The sequence below is a fragment of the Streptomyces sp. NPDC059582 genome (assembly GCF_042735715.1).
Classification (GTDB): Bacteria; Actinomycetota; Actinomycetes; order Streptomycetales; family Streptomycetaceae; genus Streptomyces.
Map to the genome: position 1 here is coordinate 170,850 of NZ_JBHWCC010000005.1, position 17,406 is coordinate 188,255.

Annotated in this window: 14 protein-coding genes and 3 tRNA genes; 9 read left to right on the forward strand and 8 right to left on the reverse strand. The window is 71.7% G+C overall.

The window, feature by feature from the left end; genetic code table 11:
* Positions 1–42: 42 nt before the first annotated feature.
* From purD to ACFV0T_RS07400, 4 genes are all read left to right on the forward strand, one after another.
* Positions 43–1,296: a phosphoribosylamine--glycine ligase gene (gene purD / locus ACFV0T_RS07385; protein ID WP_385775430.1), complete on the forward strand. Its 1,254-nt coding sequence runs from the start codon at positions 43–45 to the stop codon at positions 1,294–1,296.
* Positions 1,297–1,595: 299 nt separating this feature from the next.
* The gene (locus ACFV0T_RS07390; protein ID WP_385775432.1) at positions 1,596–3,386 is read left to right on the forward strand and encodes a hypothetical protein; all 1,791 of its coding nucleotides are present in this window, start codon (positions 1,596–1,598) and stop codon (positions 3,384–3,386) included.
* Positions 3,387–3,720: 334 nt separating this feature from the next.
* Positions 3,721–5,223 carry a N,N-dimethylformamidase beta subunit family domain-containing protein gene (locus ACFV0T_RS07395; RefSeq protein ID WP_385775434.1) on the forward strand — a complete coding sequence of 501 codons (1,503 nt, stop codon included), beginning with the start codon at positions 3,721–3,723 and terminating at the stop codon, positions 5,221–5,223.
* Positions 5,224–5,291: 68 nt separating this feature from the next.
* A complete protein-coding gene (locus ACFV0T_RS07400) occupies positions 5,292–6,188 on the forward strand; it encodes a phosphoribosylaminoimidazolesuccinocarboxamide synthase (protein WP_385775436.1) in 897 nt (298 codons plus the stop codon).
* A 40-nt stretch (positions 6,189–6,228) separates the two neighbouring features.
* Here the strand turns inward: ACFV0T_RS07400 and ACFV0T_RS07405 are convergent.
* The 8 genes from ACFV0T_RS07405 to ACFV0T_RS07440 all read right to left on the reverse strand — a co-directional run bounded on the left by ACFV0T_RS07405 (position 6,229) and on the right by ACFV0T_RS07440 (position 10,857).
* Positions 6,229–6,304 (reverse strand) — tRNA-Gly (locus ACFV0T_RS07405).
* Between the two features lie 23 nt (positions 6,305–6,327).
* Complete coding sequence (locus ACFV0T_RS07410) at positions 6,328–6,942, reverse strand: response regulator (RefSeq protein WP_385775438.1); 615 nt, start codon at positions 6,940–6,942, stop codon at positions 6,328–6,330.
* Complete coding sequence (locus tag ACFV0T_RS07415; protein ID WP_385775440.1) at positions 6,939–8,168, reverse strand: sensor histidine kinase; 1,230 nt, start codon at positions 8,166–8,168, stop codon at positions 6,939–6,941. The genes ACFV0T_RS07410 and ACFV0T_RS07415 overlap by 4 nt, the downstream gene beginning before the upstream one ends.
* A gap of 20 nt (positions 8,169–8,188) precedes the next feature.
* Positions 8,189–8,965 (reverse strand): ABC transporter permease, encoded by a 777-nt coding sequence (locus tag ACFV0T_RS07420; protein WP_385775442.1) that lies wholly within the window; start codon positions 8,963–8,965, stop codon positions 8,189–8,191.
* Positions 8,962–9,957 carry an ABC transporter ATP-binding protein gene (locus ACFV0T_RS07425; protein WP_385775444.1) on the reverse strand — a complete coding sequence of 332 codons (996 nt, stop codon included), beginning with the start codon at positions 9,955–9,957 and terminating at the stop codon, positions 8,962–8,964. Before ACFV0T_RS07425 ends, ACFV0T_RS07420 begins: the two co-directional genes overlap by 4 nt.
* 228 nt (positions 9,958–10,185) lie before the next feature.
* Positions 10,186–10,261: transfer RNA gene (locus tag ACFV0T_RS07430), tRNA-Gly, on the reverse strand.
* Positions 10,262–10,341: 80 nt separating this feature from the next.
* A tRNA-Gly gene (locus ACFV0T_RS07435) sits at positions 10,342–10,413 on the reverse strand.
* Positions 10,414–10,539: 126 nt separating this feature from the next.
* Positions 10,540–10,857, reverse strand: coding sequence for an Lsr2 family protein (locus tag ACFV0T_RS07440; RefSeq protein ID WP_385775446.1), 318 nt, complete (start codon positions 10,855–10,857; stop codon positions 10,540–10,542).
* 339 nt (positions 10,858–11,196) lie between these two features.
* Here ACFV0T_RS07440 and purS point away from each other — a divergent pair, with 339 nt between their 5' ends.
* The 5 genes from purS (at position 11,197) to purF (ending at position 17,373) form a co-directional block, all read left to right on the forward strand.
* Positions 11,197–11,460: a phosphoribosylformylglycinamidine synthase subunit PurS gene (purS, locus tag ACFV0T_RS07445; RefSeq protein ID WP_015659417.1), complete on the forward strand. Its 264-nt coding sequence runs from the start codon at positions 11,197–11,199 to the stop codon at positions 11,458–11,460.
* Complete coding sequence (purQ, locus tag ACFV0T_RS07450) at positions 11,457–12,161, forward strand: phosphoribosylformylglycinamidine synthase subunit PurQ (protein ID WP_385775448.1); 705 nt, start codon at positions 11,457–11,459, stop codon at positions 12,159–12,161. Before purS ends, purQ begins: the two co-directional genes overlap by 4 nt.
* A complete protein-coding gene (gene purL / locus ACFV0T_RS07455) occupies positions 12,158–14,416 on the forward strand; it encodes a phosphoribosylformylglycinamidine synthase subunit PurL (RefSeq protein ID WP_385775450.1) in 2,259 nt (752 codons plus the stop codon). The genes purQ and purL overlap by 4 nt, the downstream gene beginning before the upstream one ends.
* Before the next feature lie 398 nt (positions 14,417–14,814).
* Positions 14,815–15,612: a sterol carrier family protein gene (locus ACFV0T_RS07460; RefSeq protein WP_385775452.1), complete on the forward strand. Its 798-nt coding sequence runs from the start codon at positions 14,815–14,817 to the stop codon at positions 15,610–15,612.
* 231 nt (positions 15,613–15,843) lie between these two features.
* A complete protein-coding gene (purF, locus tag ACFV0T_RS07465; protein ID WP_385775454.1) occupies positions 15,844–17,373 on the forward strand; it encodes an amidophosphoribosyltransferase in 1,530 nt (509 codons plus the stop codon).
* Positions 17,374–17,406 lie beyond the last annotated feature (33 nt).

The following is a 17,406-nucleotide window of genomic DNA, read 5'->3' on the forward strand; positions in this document are numbered from 1 at the left end:
CCCGCACAAGGCGGCCCGCCCGCGCCCGTTAGGCTGACCCCCGTGAAGGTCCTCGTCATCGGCAGCGGCGCCCGCGAACACGCCCTGTGCCGCTCCCTGTCCCTCGACCCCGACGTCACCGCGCTGTACTGCGCCCCCGGCAACGCCGGTATCGCCGAGGTCGCCGAGCTGCACCAGGTCGACGCCCTGGACGGCGCCGCGGTGTCCGCGCTGGCCACGAGGCTCGGCGCCGGGCTGGTGGTCGTCGGCCCGGAGGCCCCGCTGGTCGCCGGCGTCGCGGACGCCGTGCGCGAGGCCGGCATCCCCGTCTTCGGCCCGTCCGGGGCGGCCGCGCAGCTCGAGGGATCGAAGGCCTTCGCGAAGGACGTGATGGCGGGGGCCGGTGTACCCACGGCGCGCTCCTACGTCTGCACGACCGCCGACGAGGTCGCCACGGCCCTCGACGCCTTCGGCGCCCCCTACGTCGTCAAGGACGACGGACTCGCCGCCGGCAAGGGCGTCGTCGTGACCTCCGACATCGAGACCGCGAAGGCGCACGCGGCCGCCTGCGAGCGCGTCGTCATCGAGGAGTTCCTCGACGGCCCCGAGGTGTCCCTCTTCGCGATCACCGACGGCGAGACGGTCGTCCCGCTCCAGCCCGCCCAGGACTTCAAGCGCGCGCTGGACGGCGACGAGGGTCCGAACACCGGCGGCATGGGCGCGTACTCCCCGCTGCCGTGGGCCGACCCGAAGCTGGTGGAGGAGGTGCTGGAGACCGTTCTCCAGCCCACCGTCGACGAGATGCGCCGCCGCGGCACGCCATTCTCCGGTCTGCTCTACGCGGGGCTCGCGATCACCGGCCGAGGCGTACGGGTCATCGAGTTCAACGCCCGCTTCGGCGACCCCGAGACCCAGGTCGTCCTGGCCCGGCTGCGGACCCCGCTGGCCGGTGTCCTGCTGGCCTCGGCGAAGGGCACCCTCGACGACCTCGCGCCGCTGCGCTGGAGCGAGGACGCCGCGGTCACCGTGGTCCTCGCCTCGCACAACTACCCCGACACCCCGCGCACCGGCGACCCGATCACCGGCCTCGACGAGGTGGCCGCGCAGGACGCCCCGCACGCGTACGTCCTGCACGCGGGCACGAGGCACGACGGCGACGCCGTGGTGAGCGCGGGCGGCCGGGTGCTCTCGGTCACCGCGACCGGCAAGGACCTCTCCGAGGCCCGTGACCGCGCCTACCAGGCGGTCTCCCGCATCGGACTCGACGGTTCCCAGCACCGTACGGACATCGCGGCGAAGGCGGCCGCGGGCGCGTAGGCGGTGCAGGAACCCCCGCCGGCCAAGGCTTTCCCCTGACTCGGGCCCCGGAGAAATCCGGGGCCCGATCTTTGCTTTCCGTCATCCACCTCTGACCAAAGCCATTCCATCGAGTGACCGATGCCGTATCCGGCTGACGGGGGCCGGAGCCCCAACTAGGGTGCGGCGCAAGCATTCCGGCACTTGGCCCACCGGCATTGCGATGTCGGTGGCGGATGCCACAGTGGGGGAGTGAGCTTCGCCAGGACAGCCGGGACCACCGGGACAGCCAGGTCAGCAGGGAGGGGGTGAGTCCGGCCGTGACCGGGATCGGTGTGGAGGTGGGCGCGCAGGCAGCGCGTTCGAGGGCGCTGGCCGTGCTGCGCATCCGCGGCCGGGCGCTGGCGGTCGCCCTGCTGCCGGCCGCCGTGGCGGTGATCCTGCTGGCCGGCGGTTCCACCGGACATCTCGTGGGCCGGGGCTGGGACCTCGCCCGCTGGATCGTGACCCCGGTCGCGGCGCTCGCGCTGCTCGCCGCCGGAGTCATCGGCCTGGTGGTGGCCCGCGCCCGGCCCGCCGTGAGCCCGACGGTCCCGATCGCCGAGGAGTCGGCCCCCGACCTGTACCGGCTGGTGCGCGACCTCGCCGACCGCCTGGACGTTCCCGCGCCCTCGGCCATAGCGCTCACCCCGGACTGCGACAGCTGGCTGGAGGACCGCACCCACCCGCCGCACGGGCCGCCCGCGCCGCCGGACGGCCCCGACCGCGACGAGATGGCCGCCCTGGGCAGACCGCCCCGCCAAACCGCCGCCACCGTCCTGGTCATCGGTTCCCCGTTCCTGTGGTGGATGCGCGTCGGCGAGCTCCGCGCGGTCCTCGCCCCGGTCGTCGCCGGTACGGGACCCTCGGCGCACCCGGACATAGCCGCCGCCCGCCGCTTCGTGCGGGGCCTGGACGCTGCGGTGGCCGTCGCCTCGACGCCCGGCCGCTGTCTGCCGCTGCGCACGGTCTGCGCGGGCATCGGCTGGGTGGCCCGGCTGCTGCTGCGCGGCTGCCGGGAGCACGCGACGCTGATGGAGCGAGGGGTGGCGGCCGCCGCCGCCGAGCGCGCACAGGCTGTGGACTACGGGCTCAGGATCGTCGCCCAGGAGCAGGTGGGCCTCGCGTACGCGGGCTGGGACCGCCTGCTGACCCGGGTCGCGTTGCCCGCCTGGCGGATGGGCCGCTGGCCCTCCCGGCTGGACGCGGGGGTGGTGGCCGCTCTCACCGAGCTGTCGCGTCGCGACCGCCTCGCCGAGGGCTTCACCTCACGGCTGGGCGAGCGCCCCGCCTGCGACCTGCTCGAGGAACCCGGTCTGGTGGACGAGGCCGCCTCGCTGCTGGCCGCCCGGCTCTTCCACGGCGGCCCGGCCGAGCCCGGCCCGGACTGGGCCCCGGTGGACTGGCAGGAGTACCCGGACGAGGTCGTCGACCGCAAGTGGCGCACCGACGCCGCCCGGCTGCACCGCGTGCTGGACACGCTGGGCGTCCGCCGTTGCACCGCCGACCGCACCGCGCCACAGCCCGACGGCCCGACCCTGGCCCGCGTGCTCGACCACCTGGCGGCCCCCGACCCGACCCGTACGGCCACCCCGACGCCCCCGCCGCAGCCCTACGCGGCGATGGCCGCCGACGGCGACGAGGACGCGCCCGAGGGTGGCACCGAGCGCAGCCTGGCGCTCGCCTCGGGCCTCACCGCGGAGCTTGCCCGCGAGGAGGCCGCCGCCCCTGTGGTGCGCACGCCGGCCGCCGGCGCCGCGGGCCAGGGGCCCGACACGGCCTTCTGGGACGACGGCGCCCTTCCGCTCTTCCCGCTCCAGCCCCCGCGCACGCCCCGCGAGCTCCTCGCCGACCATGTCACCGCGATGGTCTGCTGTGCCGCGATGGACACCGCCGGTGCCGTCCCCGGCCTCGACTGGCTCGACGGCCCGTCCCTCCTGGTCGACGGGGTACGCACGACCGACCTGGGGCCGCGGGTCCTGAGCCTCATAGAGGACGGAAACCCGGTTCCGCTGCGGACCTGGCTGGTCGAGTGCGGGATACGACCGGAGAAGCCGGTACGGCTCGTCTGACGGTGGGCACACTTCCTTTCGGAGTCCAAGATTCCACTTTCGGCGAATTCGCAACGAATAGTGACAGCATGCGTGCGTAATGTGATGTGCTGGGACCGAACAGGCGCATGGCATGCGCTCGAGACATAAGACAGCAGCACAACAGCACGGAAGCGCGGCTGCTCGGCAGCAGGGAAGCCCGGCGGCCGGAAGCACGACAGCCGCAAGCACGGCGCCCGAACAGCACAGCAGCCCGAACAGCACAGCAGCTCGGCAGCAAGAAGCGCAGCAGCACGGAAGCTCGGCACGCACCACACCGCACACGACCACGGGGAGCCAGGGAGGGGGAGCGCGCATGGGGTCGGAGCAGATCCGCCGCTGGGAGTCGGGAGCCCTGGCGCACGCCGTGACGGATCCCTTCGGCCAGGGTCCCGTCCCCTGGCTCCGCGGCAGCGAGACGTACTTCGACGACACCGGCCAGGTCGTGCCCTGGTACGTGGACCCGGCCCCCGGCCAGGCCGTACGGCAGGGCGCCCGCCGGGTCCCCGGCCCCCGGCCCGCCCCGGCCGGAGGCCCGCGCGCCGCCGACGACGTGCACCGCCAGATCAAGGGCTTCATCTCCACCGGCGCGGTCGCCCCCGGCGAGGCCGTCGACTTCCACGTCACCGTCGACCCGCCCCAGGAATTCGCCGTCGACATCTACCGCATCGGCCACTACGGCGGTGACGGCGCCGCCAAGATCACCACCAGTCCCCGGCTGTCCGGCATCGTCCAGCCGCCGCCGCTCACGGCCGACCGCACGGTCTCCTGCCATCACTGGTGGCTGTCCTGGCGCTTGCAGATCCCGCCGCACTGGCGCATCGGCGCGTACGTCGCGGTCCTCACGACGGCCGACGGCTACCGCTCCCACATCCCGTTCACCGTCCGCGACAACCATCCCGCGGACCTGCTCCTGCTCCTGCCCGACATCACCTGGCAGGCGTACAACCTCTATCCGGAGGACGGCCGCACCGGGGCCAGCCTCTACCACGCCTGGGACGAGCGGGGCCGCCTGCTCGGCGAGGCCGACGCCGCGACGACGGTCTCCTTCGACCGCCCGTACGCCGGAGCGGGCCTCCCCCTGCACGTCGGGCACGCCTACGACTTCATCCGCTGGGCCGAGCGCTACGGCTACGACCTGGCCTACGCCGACGCCCGCGACCTGCACGCCGGCCGCGTCGACCCCACCCGCTACCGCGGACTGGTCTTCCCCGGCCACGACGAGTACTGGTCGACGCCGATGCGCCGCACCGCCGAACTCGCCAAGGAGCACGGCACCTCGCTGGTCTTCCTCTCCGCCAACACCATGTACTGGCAGGTCGAGCTGGGCCCCTCCCCGTCCGCCGTCCCCGACCGCCTGCTGACCTGCCGCAAGCGCAAGGGTCCGGGCAAGGCCGTGCTGTGGCGCGAGATCGACCGCCCCGAACAACAGCTGGTCGGCATCCAGTACGCGGGCCGGGTCCCCGAGCCCCACCCCCTGATCGTCCGCAACGCCGACCACTGGCTGTGGGACGCGACCGGCGCGCACGAGGGCGAGGAGCTCGACGGCCTGGTCGCGGGCGAGGCCGACCGCTACTTCCCGCGCACCCCGCTCCCGGAGCACGACGAGCGCATCCTGCTCGCCCACTCCCCCTACAGCGACAACGACGGCGCCCTGCGCCACCAGGAGACCTCGCTGTACCGGGCGCCCTCCGGCGCTCTGGTCTTCGCCTCGGGGACGTTCGCCTGGTCACCGGCCCTGGACCGGCCGGGGCACGTCGACGCCCGCGTCCAGCGGGCCACCGCCAACCTCCTGGACCGCATCTGCAAGCGCGACTGACCCGCTGTCCGGCCCCGTCCTCGCATACGGGACAATCGAGCCATTGGACAGAACCACGGGGAGGAACCGTGTCCGGATTCGTCGAAAAGCCCGAACCGATCGAGGTTCCGGGTCTGGTGCATCTGCACACCGGCAAGGTGCGCGACCTGTACCAGAACGAGGCGGGCGACCTCGTGATGGTCGCCAGCGACCGCATGTCCGCCTACGACTGGGTGCTGCCCACCGAGATCCCCGACAAGGGCCGCATCCTCACCCAGCTCTCCCTGTGGTGGTTCGACCAACTCGTCGACCTCGCCCCGCACCACGTCCTGAGCACCGAACTGCCCGCCGGCGCCCCCGCCGACTGGCGCGGCCGCACCCTCGTCTGCAAATCCCTCCGGATGGTCCCGGTGGAGTGTGTGGCCCGCGGCTACCTCACCGGCTCGGGCCTCGCCGAGTACGAGGAGTCCCGCACGGTCTGCGGCCTGGCCCTGCCCGAGGGTCTGGTCGACGGTTCGGAGCTGCCCGCCCCGATCTTCACCCCGGCCACCAAGGCCGCGGTCGGCGAGCACGACGAGAACGTGGCGTACGAGGAGGTCGCCCGTCAGGTCGGCGCCGACACCGCCGCCCGGCTGCGCCAGGCGACCCTCGCCGTCTACGGCCGGGCCCGCGACATCGCCCGGAGCCGCGGGATCATCCTGGCGGACACGAAGTTCGAGTTCGGCTTCGACGGCGAGAGCCTGGTCCTCGCGGACGAGGTCCTCACCCCGGACTCCTCCCGCTTCTGGCCGGCCGACGAGTGGCAGCCGGGCCGCGCGCAGGCGTCGTACGACAAGCAGTTCGTGCGTGACTGGCTGACCTCCGCCGAGTCCGGCTGGGACCGCAGGAGCGAGCAGCCCCCGCCGCCGCTGCCGCAGCAGGTGGTGGACGCGACCCGCGCGAAGTACGTGGAGGCGTACGAGCGGCTGACGGGCGTCGGCTGGTGAACGAAGAAGCCCCCCGGTGTGACACCGGGGGGCTTTTCCGTGGAGCGGACGACGAGGCTCGAACTCGCGACCTCAACCTTGGCAAGGTTGCGCTCTACCAACTGAGCTACGTCCGCACTGCGCCGTGGCGCGAGAGCAACTATACCCAACCTCGCTCGCGGGCGAGACGCACGGCCGCGTGCCGGTTGTCCGCCCCGAGCTTGGAGACGGCCGACGACAGATAGTTGCGTACCGTCCCCTGCGACAGCGCGGCCCGTTCCGCGATCTCCGCGACGGGGGCCCCGTCGGCCGCGAGTTCCAGCACCTCCGCCTCCCGCGCGGTCAGCGGAGAGTCTCCCGAGGCGATGGCGTCGGCGGCCAACTCGGGGTCGACGTAACGGTTTCCGGCGTGCACGGTACGGATGATCTCCGCGAGCCGCTGAGCGCTGACCGTCTTCGGCACGAATCCGCGCACACCCGCCGCAAGCGCCCGCTTCAGATGGCCGGGCCGCCCGTGGCTGGTGACGATCAGGACCTGGCAGGACGGGAGTTCGGCCCGCAGTGATGTGGCGACCCTCACACCGTCGGCGCCGGGCATCTCCAGGTCCAGCACGGCGACGTCGGGCGCGTGCGCCCGCGCCATCGCCAGTGCCTCGGGACCGGTGGCCGCCTCGGCGACGATCAGCAGGTCGTCCTCCAGCGAGAGCAGCGCGGCGAGCGCACCCCGGATGAGGTGCTCGTCGTCGGCGAGCAGCAGCCGTACCGGAGTCGTCATGCGGTGACCTCGCTGACAGCGCCCGCCGTCAGGGGCACTTCCGCCACCAGCCGGAACCCGTCCCCGCCGACGGCCCCCGCCGCCAGCGTCCCGTCCACCGCCCGCAGCCGCTCCCGCAGCCCGGCCAGTCCCGATCCGCCGGCCCCGCCCGTCCCGGCGGTCGACCCGTCGTTCTCCACCGTCAGCACCACCCGTTCCTCCAGCACTCGCAGGCGCACCGTGCACCGCCCGGCGTCCCCGTGCCGCAGCACGTTGGTCGTCGCCTCCCGCACCACCCAGCCGAGCGCCGACTGCACCTCGCCCGGCAGTCCGGCCGCCTCGCCCGACACCTCGCACGCGATCCCGGCCGCCGTCAACACACCCTGCGCGCCGGAGAGTTCGACGGCGAGATCGGCCTCGCGGTAGCCGCGTACGACATCCCGCACCTCGCGCTGCGACTCCTGCGCGATCCGCTGCACCTCGATCATCTGCTCCACGGCCTCGGGCCGGTCGCGCCGCGCCAGTTGCACGGCCAGTTCGCTCTTCAGGGCGATCACGGCCAGGTTGCGCCCCATCACGTCGTGCAGGTCCCGTCCGAACCGCAGCCGTTCCTCGGCGACGGCGAGCCGGGCGCGGGTCTCGCGCGCCTCGTCGAGTTCGTAGACGGCGTTGAGCAGCCAGACGGAGAACACGGAGGTGAAGGCGAGGAAGCCGCCGCCGAGCAGCACGGTCAGCATGGTGAACAGGGTGACGGCGCCGGGCAGGCCCAGCGGGAACGCCAGGCATCCGGAGCCCACCGTGAAGCCGGCCACGACCGCGCACACCCGCCGCCGGTCGCGCACCCCGAGCGCGATGACGCCGGCCCCGAAGATCAGGACGACCCCGAAGATCCCGCCGGCCGCGGTGTCGACGCCCTCCCGGTCCGGCCCGCGCTCCGCGACGCCGATCGCCACGACGGCGGCCACGGCGGTGACGGCGGCGAGCGTCCACAGCATACGGACGGGCTTCTCGCGGCGGCCGCGCGTCCAGTCCAGCGCCCGCGACGCCGTCACGAGGCAGACCGCCGCGTGCACGGCCACCAGCGTCAGCAGCGGGCCGCCGAGCCCCGGCCCCAGCGCGCCGACGACCGGCAGCCCGGCCCACGTGATCTCGATCACTCCGAAGAAGTGGAACGACCACCGCGTGTACGTCTCGACCTTCGCCGGTGTGCTTTTTTCGCGCCACCAGCGTCCCGGCCGCCTGCGCATCGTCCCGTGCCCCCCGTACCTCAGCGCCGTGGTTCCCAGCGGAACCACCGCCGTACAGCAAACACCGCGAGCCCGGTCCAGGCCAGGGCGGTGACCACGGCACCCAGCGCCTCGTACGCGCTCAGAGTGCCGGTCCAGCCGCCGCGCACCAGCGTGATCACCGGTGACAGCGGCAGCAGTTCGCACACCGAGGCCAGTCGGTCCGGCAGCAGCTCCAGCGGGACGGTCACGCCGGAGCCGACCATCGACAGCAGCACCAGCGGGAGCGAGGCCACCTGCGCGCTCTCGACGCTCGGCGCGAGGGTCGAGGTGACGGCGGCCAGGGACGCGCACAGCACCAGGCCCAACAGCAGCCCGAGAACGGCCAGCTGGGGCGCGCGAGGCGCGGGGATGTCGAGCAGGGCGGCGCAGCCGGCCGTCAGCAGCAGCGACTGGACCAGTCCCACGGTGACCGAGGGGAGCGCGGACCCCGCGAGGATCTCGGCGTCCCGCAGCTCCCCCGTGCGCAGCCGCTTCAGCACGAGTTCCTCACGCCGCGCGGTGTAGGCGCCGACGAGCGCCGAGTACACCGCGAACATCAGCGAGAACCCGATCGCGGCGGGCAGGATCACCAGTCCGGCGGTGAGCCCGACGTCCTCGACGTCCATCTGCTCGACCGCGGACCGCACGCTGAACGGCAGCGCGAGCGGCACCAGTACGGCCGCGACGACCGTGCTCCTGCTGCGCCCCAGCAGGGTCAGCTCGGCCCGCGCGAGGGCGGCCATACGACCCGTGGGAGTGGTGACCGTGCCGCTCATGCCGCGTACTCCTCCGACTCGGACGTGGCAGCCGGCTCGGACTCGGCCCGGGAACCCGCCTCGGCGCCCGCCCGTGACGCGATCCCCAGGAAGGCCTCCTCCAGCGACGCGGAGCGCACGTCCAGCCGGCCCAGTTCGACGCCCGCCCGTTCGGCCCAGACCAGCAGCCCGGTGGCCGTCCGCTGCAACTCGTGCGTGCGCAGCCGTACGGTCCGGCCGTCCACCTCGTGCCCGCACACCCCGAACTCGCGCAGCGGCGGCAGGTCCCCCACGAAGTAGCCGGCGGGCAGGTCGAAGGAGATCCGGGACGGCTGGGCGGCGGTCACCTCGGCCGGTGTCCCGGCGGCGGCGACGCGCCCCCGGTGCAGGATCGCCAGCCGGTCGGCGAGTGCCTCCGCCTCCTCCAGGTAGTGCGTGGTGAGCAGCACGGTCGTCCCGGCGTCGCGCAGCGCGCGCACCAGGTCCCAGGTGTCGCGGCGCCCCTCGGCGTCCAGCCCGGTCGTCGGCTCGTCCAGGAACAGCACCTCGGGCTCGCCGAGCAGCGCCAGCGCCAGGTCCAGACGCCGCCGCTCGCCCCCGGAAAGCTGTTTCACCCGTACGTCCGCCCTGTCCTCCAGCCCGACCAGGGCCAGCGCCTCCCGCTCGGGGCGGGCCCCGCTCACGCAGGCCGCCCACATCCGGGTGGTCTCGGCGACGGTCAGCTCGGCGGAGAACCCGCCCTCCTGCAACATCACCCCGGTCCGCGGCCGTACGGCGTCGCGGTCGGTGTACGGGTCGAGGCCCAGGACCCGTACCCGGCCCCCGGCCGGCCGGGCGAGCCCCTCCAGCAGTTCGACCGTCGACGTCTTGCCGGCCCCGTTGGTGCCGAGGAGCGCGAAGACCTCGCCGCGGTCCACATGGAAGGTGATCCCGCGCACAGCCTCGAACCCGCCCCCGTACACCCGCCGCAGGTCGGTGACCTCGATCACGTGCTCGTGTTCGTCGGTATCCATGACCTCAGCGTCCCGGCGGATCGGGCCCCGCAGGAGTGCGCGCTGTCATCACTCCGTATGACAAATGTCAGAAGCGGCCGACGCCGTGGGAGAGACAGCCGTGCGAGAGACAGCCGTCGCAGAGGCATCCGCGGGAGAGGCACCGGAGAGGAACGGAGAGGACCGGAGAGGCACCGGAGAGACAACGCGGGCACGAAAAAACCCCGGCCACCAGGACCGGGGTTTCCGTGGAGCGGACGACGAGGCTCGAACTCGCGACCTCAACCTTGGCAAGGTTGCGCTCTACCAACTGAGCTACGTCCGCATTGCCTCCGACCGGCTTTCACCGATCGGCGCGAGCACCAGCCTACCTGATCCACAAGAGTGGTCATGACCGTGCTGCAGAGCGGGTGACAGGAATTGCACACTGCGCCTTCCCCCTGGAAGGGGGATGTTCTGCTACTGAACTACACCCGCGTGTACTCCGTGAGGTGGGGTTTTTCGCCCTCGCCCCTCGGCGTGCTCCAGACTCTAGCTGACCAGGAGGGGTGCAGCGCAAGTCGGTTGTTCCGAGGGGCGCGTGACCGGGCGTCGGCCGACGGCTCACTGAGCCGCGGAGAACGCCTCGTAGACCTTCTTGGGGATCCGCCCGCGCGCGGGGACGTCCATCTTGTTCGCCTGGGCCCAGGCCCGGACGGCCGCCGGGTCGGGGGCGACCTCCGTCTGCCGGTAGGCCTTGCCCGACTTCGACCGCTTGCGGCCGGCGTCCACGTACGGGGCGAGTGCCTTGCGCAGTTTCCTGGCATTGGCTTCATTCAGGTCGATCTCGTACGACCTGCCGTCGAGTCCGAAGGCGATCGTTTCCGCCGCTTCCGAGCCGTCGATGTCGTCAAAGAGAGTGACTACGACCTTCTGCGCCACGAATATCGGTCCCTTCGTGCGGCATCTCGGTGATGACGTGCCGGGACGCCTCGGAGATGCCGACTGTCCGCCTGTTAATGGACAAAGTATCGGCTATTGCCAATTCATTTGTACAGTGCTCGGCAATGCAATGTGAAGCCCGACTAAATCTGTCCGCGTGTCCGGGCGCAATAGGTGCCGGGTTCGGATCCCGGATCTTTCCCGGAAATTTTCATGAGGGTCCCCCTCCGATGCGGGATCGTGATGGCCGTCACGTACTTTCCTACAACTCTACCCGCGTAGAAATTTTGTACGGGTAGTCTGAAGGAACCTGCTCAGCACCACACACCGGGAGTGCCAGTGGCACGCGTCGTAGTCGACGTCATGCTCAAGCCGGAGATCCTCGACCCCCAGGGCCAGGCGGTGCAGCGCGCACTGCCGCGGCTGGGTTTCGAAGGCATCTCCGACGTACGTCAGGGAAAGCGATTCGAACTGGAAGTTGACGGGCCGGTCGACGAGGCCGCCCTCGCCCGCATCCACGATCTTGCGGAATCCTTCCTCGCCAACACCGTGATCGAGGACTTCACCGTCAAGGTGGAGGAAGTCGCGGAGGCCGCGAAGTGACCGCTCGTATTGGCGTCGTCACTTTCCCGGGCAGCCTCGACGACCGGGACACGCAGCGCGCGATCCGCCTCGCGGGCGCCGAGCCCGTCGCTCTCTGGCACAAGGACAAGGACCTCCACCAGGTCGACGCCGTGGTGCTGCCCGGCGGATTCTCCTACGGCGACTATCTGCGCGCCGGTGCCATCTCCCGCTTCTCGCCGGTGATGGAGACCGTCATCGCGCAGGCGAAGGACGGCCTTCCGGTCCTCGGTATCTGCAACGGCTTCCAGGTCCTCACCGAGGCCCATCTGCTCCCCGGCGGGATGCTCGGCAACGACCACCTCCACTTCATCTGCCGCGACCAGAAGCTGCGGGTGGAGAACGCGGACACCGCCTGGACCGCCGACTACACGGCCGGCCAGGAGATCCGCATTCCGCTGAAGAACATGGACGGCCGCTACGTCGCCGACGAGTACACCCTCGACCAGCTCGAGGCTGAGGGCCGGGTCGTCTTCCGCTACCTGGTCAGCGGCGCGGCCGACGAGGGATACGGCAATCCGAACGGTTCGCTGCGTGACATCGCCGGCATCACCAACGAGGCCGGAAACGTCGTCGGCCTCATGCCGCACCCGGAGCACGCCGTCGAGCCGCTGATCGGCTCGGGCCGCACCGACGGCCTCCCGTTCTTCACCTCGATCCTCAAGAAGCTGGTCAACGCATGAGCCGGACGCCTCTGGACACGGTCGAGCACGCGACCGCGACCCCCGACGTCGAGCTGCCCTGGGCCGAACTCGGTCTGAAGAAGGACGAGTACGAGCGGGTCGTGGAGATCCTCGGCCGCCGGCCCACCGGTGCCGAGCTCGCCATGTACTCGGTCATGTGGTCCGAGCACTGCTCGTACAAGTCCTCGAAGGTCCACCTCCGCCAGTTCGGCGAGAAGGCTCCCCAGTCCGACGCGCTGCTCGTGGGCATCGGGGAGAACGCCGGTGTCGTCGACGTCGGCCAGGGCTACGCGGTCACCTTCAAGGTCGAGTCGCACAACCACCCGTCGTACGTCGAGCCCTACCAGGGCGCCGCGACCGGTGTCGGCGGCATCGTCCGCGACATCATCGCGATGGGCGCCCGGCCGGTCGCCGTCGTCGACCCGCTGCGCTTCGGCGCGGCGGACCACCCCGACACCAAGCGTGTCCTGCCGGGTGTCGTCGCCGGCATCGGCGGCTACGGCAACTGCCTGGGTCTGCCCAACATCGGCGGCGAGGTCGTCTTCGACTCCTGCTACCAGGGCAACCCGCTGGTCAACGCCGGTGCCATCGGCGTCATGCGGCACGAGGACATCCACCTCGCGAAGGCGTCCGGCGCGGGCAACAAGGTCATCCTCTACGGGGCCCGCACGGGCGGCGACGGCATCGGCGGCGCGTCGATCCTCGCCTCCGAGACCTTCGACGACGCCAAGCCGTCGAAGCGCCCGGCCGTCCAGGTCGGCGACCCCTTCCAGGAGAAGCTCCTCATCGAGTGCACCCTGGAGGCGTTCAAGGAGAAGCTGGTCGTCGGCATCCAGGACCTCGGCGCCGCCGGTCTGTCCTGCGCCACCTCCGAGCTCGCCTCGAACGGCTCGGGCGGCATGCGCGTCACCCTGGACGACGTACCGCTGCGCGACTCGACCCTCTCGCCCGAGGAAATCCTCATGAGCGAGTCGCAGGAACGCATGTGCGCGGTCGTGGAGCCGGAGAAGGTCGACCGGTTCCTGGAGATCTGCGACAAGTGGGACGTCATCGCCACCGTCATCGGTGAGGTCACCGACGGCGACCGGCTGGAGATCTACTGGCACGGCGGCAAGATCGTCGACGTCGACCCGCGCACGGTCGCCCACGACGGTCCGGTCTACGAGCGTCCCTACGCCCGCCCGTCCTGGCAGGACGCGCTCCAGGCCGACGACGCGAACAAGCTGCCCCGGCCCGCGACGGCGGCCGAGCTGAAGGACCAGGTCCTGAAGCTGGTCGCGTCCCCGAACCAGGCCTCCAAGAAGTGGATCACGTCCCAGTACGACCACTTCGTGCAGGGCAACACCGTCCTCGCCCAGCCCGAGGACTCCGGGATGATCCGCATCGACGAGGAGACCGGCCTCGGTGTCGCCATCGCGACCGACGGCAACGGCCGGTACGCCAAGCTCGACCCGTACGCGGGTGCGCAGCTGGCCCTCTCGGAGGCGTACCGCAACGTCGCCACCACCGGCGCCAAGCCCCTCGCCGTCTCCGACTGCCTGAACTTCGGCTCGCCCGAGGACCCGGCCGTCATGTGGCAGTTCGCCGAGGCCGTCCGTGGTCTCGCCGACGCCTGCCAACAGCTCGGCACCCCGGTGACCGGCGGCAACGTCTCGCTCTACAACCAGACGGGCGAGGCGGCCATCCACCCGACGCCGGTCGTGGCCGTGCTCGGCGTCATCGACGACGTCGCGCGCCGCACGCCCGTCGCCTTCCAGGAAGAGGGGCAGCTGCTCTACCTCCTCGGCGACACCCGCGAGGAGTTCGGCGGCTCGGCCTGGTCGCAGGTGATCCACGACCACCTCGGCGGTCTGCCGCCCAAGGTCGACCTGGAGCGCGAGCGCCTGCTCGGCGAGATCCTGATCTCCGCCTCCCGCGACGGCATGATCGACGCGGCGCACGACCTGTCCGACGGCGGTCTGATCCAGGCCGTGGTCGAGTCGGCGCTGCTCGGCGGCAAGGGCGCGCGGCTCGTCCTGCCCGACGGGCTCGACGCCTTCACGTTCCTCTTCTCGGAGTCGGCGGGCCGCGCGGTCGTCGCCGTTCCGCGTTCGGAGGAGCTCCGCTTCAACGACATGTGCGGGGCGCGCGGTCTGCCCGTCACCCGTATCGGTGTCGTCGACGGTGACACGGTCGAGCTCCAGGGCGAGTTCGAGCTGCCGCTGGCGGAGCTGCGCGAGGCCCACGAGGGCACGATCCCGGCGCTGCTCGCGTAGGGCGTCCGCCTCGCGCGGGGAGCGTTTCCCTCGCGCGGGACGCTTTCAGGAGTACGACGACGAAGGCCCCGCCCGTTCCCACGGTCGGGGCCTTCCGCGCGCGCCGCCGCGTTCAGCGCCGTCGGTGGAGTGGTCCCCGGCGACCCCGTGCGTGGAGCGTGCACCTCGGCGGCCGCCCTTGCCCGCCTTCCGCGCGAACCAGGGCCTGTCGTTCGGATCGGTCCGGTGTCGCGGGGTGTGGCACGCGCGTCCGCGGCGTAGTCGTCGGTTGCCGGCGCTCCGCGTCGACGCCCTCCTCCGCCTCGCGGCCACCCGCGCCACACCCCGCTCGGGCCGGCCGATCAGCCCCGTCGGCCACGACCGACCCGATCCGAACGAAAGGCCCTAGGCTCACCGACATGTCCCCGGCAAAGAAGCGCACCCGGACCTACGACCCCGTCAGGACGCGTACCGCGGTCCTCGCCCAGTTCGGGAACCTACGGGCGGCCGTCCCCGCCCTCACCCCCGAGCAGCTCGCGCTTCCCACCCGGCTCGGGGAGTGGTCCGTACGGGACCTGGTCGCGCACCTCGGGACGAGCCTCTCGGCCGTCGGCCGGTTCCTCGACGAGCCGGAGCCGGCGAAGCAGGACGCCACCGTGCTCGACTGGCCGTTCGCGACCGCGGCCGGGTCCGGACCCGTCGCCGACACGGCCCGCCTGCTCGCCGAGCGCAACCCGGACCTCGACGCCCACCTCGCCGAGGTGGAGCGACGCTTCACCGAGCTGCTCGCCGGACATCCCGGCAGCCGGCTGCTCGCCACGAACGCGGGCGCCATGCCGCTCGCCGACTACCTCGTCACCCGGACCGTCGAGCTCGTCGTGCACACCGACGACCTGAACGCCGCCGTGCCGGGCCTCGACATCCCGTACGACCGCCAGGCCCTGGCCGCCTGCACCCGCCTCCTCGCCGACGCGCTCGCCGTGAAGGCCCCCGGCGGTTCCACGGAGGTGCGCGTCCCGCCGTTCGCCGTCGTGCAGTGCGTCGAGGGGCCCCGGCACACCCGCGGCACCCCGCCCAACGTCGTGGAGACCGACCCGCTGACCTGGGTCCGGCTGGCGACCGGGCGCCTCGAGTGGAGGACCGCGATCGAGGAGGCCCTGGTCGGAGCGAGCGGGGAACGGGCGGACCTCGGGGCGCTGCTGCCGCTGCTGACGTGACGGAAACCGGCCTCGTCCGGCACGCGAAGCATGTGCGACGCCTCACTCGCGCCCGCCGAACGGACCCCGCGCAGCCGCCCCGACGGCCCGGACGACCGTGACCCGATCACCACGCCGGCTCGCTGACCTGCGAAAACGGGAGAATCCTCCAAGCGCTCGCCGACGCGTGCTTTATTACCGACCGGTAACCCCAATTCGGACCAGTGGTCGATCTCGCCTACACTCGAAGGCGTGCCACGTGGTGACGGTCGACTCAGTCATGATCTGCTCCCCGGCGAGAAAGGCCCCCAGGACGCTTGCGGCGTCTTCGGTGTCTGGGCTCCCGGCGAAGAGGTCGCCAAGCTCACTTACTTCGGGCTCTACGCCCTTCAGCATCGAGGTCAGGAATCCGCGGGAATCGCGGTGAGCAACGGCTCCCAGATTCTCGTCTTCAAGGACATGGGCCTCGTCTCCCAGGTGTTCGACGAGACCTCGCTCGGTTCGCTCCAGGGTCATATCGCGGTCGGACACGCCCGCTACTCGACCACCGGTGCCTCCGTGTGGGAGAACGCCCAGCCGACGTTCCGTGCCACCGCGCACGGTTCCATCGCGCTCGGCCACAACGGCAACCTGGTGAACACGGCGCAGCTCGCCGAGATGGTCGCCGACCTGCCGAAGGACACCAACGGCCGCTCCACCCGCGTGGCCGCCACCAACGACACCGACCTGCTCACCGCCCTGCTGGCGGCCCAGGTCGACGCCGACGGCAAGCCGATGACCGTCGAAGAGGCCGCCCACGCGGTCCTTCCGCAGGTCAAGGGTGCCTTCAGCCTCGTCTTCATGAACGAGCACACCCTCTACGCCGCCCGTGACCCGCAGGGCATCCGCCCGCTGGTCCTCGGCCGGCTGGAGCGTGGCTGGGTCGTCGCCTCCGAGTCCGCCGCCCTCGACATCTGCGGCGCGAGCTACGTCCGCGAGATCGAGCCGGGCGAGTTCGTGGCGATCGACGAGAACGGTCTGCGCACCTCCCGATTCGCGGATGCGAAGCCCAAGGGCTGTGTCTTCGAGTACGTGTACCTGGCCCGCCCGGACACCGACATCGCCGGCCGGAACGTGTACCTCTCCCGGGTGGAGATGGGCCGCCGCCTGGCGAAGGAAGCCCCCGCCGAGGCCGATCTGGTCATAGCGACCCCGGAGTCCGGCACCCCGGCCGCGATCGGCTACGCGGAGGCGTCCGGCATCCCCTTCGGCGCCGGTCTGGTCAAGAACGCCTACGTCGGCCGGACCTTCATCCAACCCTCACAGACCATCCGCCAGCTCGGCATCCGCCTGAAGCTGAACCCCCTCAAGGAAGTGATCAAGGGCAAGCGTCTGGTCGTCGTCGACGACTCGATCGTGCGCGGCAACACCCAGCGCGCCCTGGTCCGCATGCTCCGCGAGGCGGGCGCGGCGGAGGTCCACATCCGGATCTCCTCGCCACCCGTGAAGTGGCCCTGCTTCTTCGGTATCGACTTCGCCACCCGCGCGGAGCTCATCGCCAACGGCATGACCATCGACGAGATCGGCACCTCGCTGGGCGCCGACTCCCTGGCCTACATCTCCATCGACGGCATGATCGAGGCGACCACCATCGCCAAGCCGAACCTGTGCCGCGCCTGCTTCGACGGCGAGTACCCGATGGAGCTCCCGGACCCCGAGCTGCTCGGCAAGCAGCTCCTGGAGACCGAGCTGGCCGCCGGGCCCGCCGCCACGGCCGCGTCCGACGCGATCCGGCGTCCGTAGCGCCTCGCCATACCTGCCGTACGACACGAAAGT

Excerpts from the sequence above, each read along its gene's own strand:
- ACFV0T_RS07395 (WP_385775434.1), top strand. The coding sequence starts at position 3,721 with ATGGGGTCGGAGCAGATCCGCCGCTGGGAGTCGGGAGCCCTGGCGCAC.
- ACFV0T_RS07410 (WP_385775438.1), bottom strand. The coding sequence starts at position 6,942 with ATGACGACTCCGGTACGGCTGCTGCTCGCCGACGACGAGCACCTCATC.
- ACFV0T_RS07415 (WP_385775440.1), bottom strand. The coding sequence starts at position 8,168 with ATGCGCAGGCGGCCGGGACGCTGGTGGCGCGAAAAAAGCACACCGGCG.
- ACFV0T_RS07420 (WP_385775442.1), bottom strand. The coding sequence starts at position 8,965 with ATGAGCGGCACGGTCACCACTCCCACGGGTCGTATGGCCGCCCTCGCG.
- ACFV0T_RS07425 (WP_385775444.1), bottom strand. The coding sequence starts at position 9,957 with ATGGATACCGACGAACACGAGCACGTGATCGAGGTCACCGACCTGCGG.
- purL (WP_385775450.1), top strand. The coding sequence starts at position 12,158 with ATGAGCCGGACGCCTCTGGACACGGTCGAGCACGCGACCGCGACCCCC.
- ACFV0T_RS07460 (WP_385775452.1), top strand. The coding sequence starts at position 14,815 with ATGTCCCCGGCAAAGAAGCGCACCCGGACCTACGACCCCGTCAGGACG.